Raw genomic sequence first — 1,253 nt, forward strand, 5'->3', positions numbered from 1 at the left:
CCCGCCGGTGGCGTCGCGGGCAGGGTCCGCACATGGCTTCGGGGCGCCGCGGCGCGCCGCGCGACGAGCTGCTCCTCGTGGGCTTCCGCGGCGGCGCGGCGCCGCCTGGTCACCAGCCAGACGATCTCCAGCAGCACACCGGCGGCCGCGGCGATCCCCACCGCCGTCCACGGGCCCTTCGTGCCGACCAGCGACAGCTGGAAGAACTCCTGGGCGAACGGGATCGTCAGGACCAGCACGAACGCGACCGCCATGGTCGCCACGAGCGCGATCCGCCACCACGTGTACGGGCGGGCGACGATGGCCAGCGCCCACAGGGCCACGAGGAACAGCGTCAGGGTCGCCATCGACGTCTCCGCGTCGAGGTCGTCGTAGATCGAGCGGGCGACCAGGTAGGAGACCATCGTCGCGGAGCCGGCGAGGATCCCGGCGGGCAGGGCGAAGCGCAGCACTCGCCCGACGAAGTCCGGGCGGGCCCGCTCGCCGTTCGGGGCGAGCGCAAGGAAGAACGCCGGGATGCCGATCGTCAGCGAGCCGAGCAGGGTCAGATGCCGGGGCAGGAACGGGTACGGCACCCGGGTGATGACGACCAGAACGGCGAGCAGCACCGAGTAGACCGTCTTCGCCAGGAACAGGTTCGCGACCCGTTCGATGTTGCCGATGACGCGCCGGCCCTCGGCGACCACCGACGGCAGCGCCGCGAAACTGTTGTCGAGCAGCACGATCTGGGCGACGCCGCGGGCAGCCTGGCTGCCCGAGCCCATCGCGACGCCGATGTCGGCGTCCTTGAGGGCGAGGACGTCGTTGACGCCGTCGCCGGTCATGGCGACGGTGTGCCCGCGTGAGCGCAGCGCCGCGACCATCTCCCGTTTCTGCTGCGGGGAGACCCGGCCGAAGATCGAACGGGTCTCCATCACGTCGGCGAGGGCGGCGAGTTCGGTGGGCAGGGTGCGTGCGTCGACCGGTTCGTCGGCGCCGGGCAGGCCGAGGGAGCGGGCGACCGCGCCCACGGACAGCGCGTTGTCCCCCGAGATCACCTTGATGACGACGTTCTGCTCGGCGAAGTACCGCAGAGTGTCGGGCGCGTCGGCCCGGGGGCGCTGGGCGAGGACGACGAGCGCGACGGGGGTGAGGGAACCGGGCACGGTCGCCGGGTCGGCGAGGGCCGCCGCGAGGTCGCCGTCGAGCCGGCCGAGCAGCAGCACCCGCCTCCGGCGGAGCACCGGCCGATTCCGGCGAAGCCCCGGATTCCG

1 protein-coding gene is annotated in these 1,253 nt (G+C 73.0%); it reads right to left on the bottom strand.

What is annotated here, in order from left to right:
- On the bottom strand, positions 1 to 1,253 hold a 1,253-nt coding region (locus tag MXD58_RS27895), incomplete at both ends, for an HAD-IC family P-type ATPase (RefSeq protein ID WP_250611152.1).

This window comes from Frankia sp. AgKG'84/4, assembly GCF_023242965.2.
Classification (GTDB): Bacteria; Actinomycetota; Actinomycetes; order Frankiales; family Frankiaceae; genus Frankia.